Source organism: Microcystis sp. LE19-10.1B, assembly GCF_027530565.1.
Classification (GTDB): domain Bacteria; phylum Cyanobacteriota; class Cyanobacteriia; order Cyanobacteriales; family Microcystaceae; genus Microcystis; species Microcystis aeruginosa.
On record NZ_JAPZQM010000299.1, the window covers coordinates 1 to 1,895 of the forward strand.

1 protein-coding gene is annotated in these 1,895 nt (G+C 41.5%); it reads left to right on the top strand.

Features of this window, described 5'->3' with window-relative positions; translation table 11 throughout:
* The coding region (locus O9332_RS10690; RefSeq protein ID WP_288025410.1) for a non-ribosomal peptide synthetase at positions 1-1,895 on the top strand (1,895 nt) is incomplete at both ends.

Genomic DNA, 1,895 nt, shown 5'->3' on the forward strand with positions numbered 1-1,895 from the left:
TGAGAGAATGAACGGTCATTTTCTGACTCTACTTGAGGGGATTATTACTAATCCGAGTGAGAGAGTTTCTCAATTACCTTTGTTAACTAAAGTTGAACAACAACAGTTATTAATTGACTGGAATAATACTGAGGTAGATTATCCTGCTGACAAGTGTATTCATCAGTTATTTGAAGAACAGGTAAAACGCACACCCGAAGCGGTAGCAGTTGTATATTCAGAGCAACAATTAACCTACAATGAGTTAAATTGTCGAGCTAATCAGTTAGCACATTATTTGCAGTCTTTAGGAGTAAAACCTGAGCAATTAGTGGGGATTTGTCTTGAACGTTCTTTAGACATGATTGTGGGGTTATTAGCGATATTAAAAGCGGGTGGTGCTTATGTTCCTCTTGACCCAGAATATCCAACTGAGCGTTTACTGTATATCCTCCAAGATGCTCAAATTAGAGTTCTGTTAACCCAAAAACATTTAATCGCAGGACTTCCAAAACACCAATCAGAAATCGTTTGTTTAGATACTGACTGGTCGTTTATCACTCAAGCACAGGAATCAAATCCCTGCTGTGAAGTTCAACCGGAAAACTTAGCTTATGCAATCTACACTTCAGGTTCAACAGGAAAGCCAAAGGGAGTGATGATTCAGCACTCCTCCGTTGTCAATCTTGCTCACGGACTGCATGAAGCTATCTATGCTCACCATCAGATTTCCCCATTGCGAGTCAGCATCAATGCCTCTTTAGCTTTTGACGCTTCTGTGCAACAAATTATTCAACTGATATATGGTCATAGCCTGAACATTGTGCCAGAAAAGGTGCGATTTGATAGCCATGCCATGTTATCCCACCTGCGGCAGCAAAAAATAGATGTATTGGATTGCACACCATCGCAACTGAGGCTACTAATTTCAGTAGGATTGCTAGAAAGTGACAATCATCCTCAATCTGTCTTGGTGGGAGGAGAAGCCATTGATGAATCTATGTGGGCTACTTTGGCCAAGGCTGAAAACATTAATTTCTATAACGTTTATGGCCCGACAGAATGCACTGTGGATAGCACGATATGTTTGATCACAGCTAACCTCAAACCAGTGATTGGTCGTCCCATTGCTAAGGTAGAAACCTATATTTTAGACGAATATTTGCAACCTGTTCCTGTTGGTGTGCCTGGGGAATTACACATAGGCGGTGCGGGATTAGCGAGAGGCTACCTCAATCATCCAGAGTTAACCAATGAAAAATTTATCCCTCATCCCTTCCATCAGGAAACAGAAAGCAGATTATATAAAACGGGAGACTTAGGGCGTTATTTACCCGACGGTAATATTGAGTATTTAGGACGCATTGACAATCAAGTAAAAATTCGCGGTTTCCGCATTGAATTGGGAGAAATTGAAACCGTTCTTAGTCAGCACAGTGCGGTCAAAACGGCTGTTGTAATTGCTCGGGAAGATGAGACAAATCAGAAACGTTTAGTCGCCTATATTATTCCCCAAATAGAGATTATTTCCCCTCCAAAAGAGCAAAATTCGCTTAATATTACTCAACTGCGGCAATTCCTGAAAGCTAAGTTACCAGAGTATATGATTCCTAGTGCCTTTGTCATTTTGGAATCCCTACCCTTAACGCCTAATGGTAAAATCGATCATCGTGCTTTACCGGCTCCCGAATTCCAAAGCCAAGAGCAGTATATTGCGCCGCGTAACCCCATTGAAGAGATATTATCCTCGATTTGGGCAAAAGTATTAAAAGTTTCACAGGTGGGGATTCACGACAACTTCTTTGAGTTGGGTGGACATTCATTATTAGCAACGCAACTAATTTCGCGCATCCGTGAGGCTTTTCAGGTAGAAATGCCCTTACGCGAGTTATTTGTTGCACCGACAATCGCCGAAT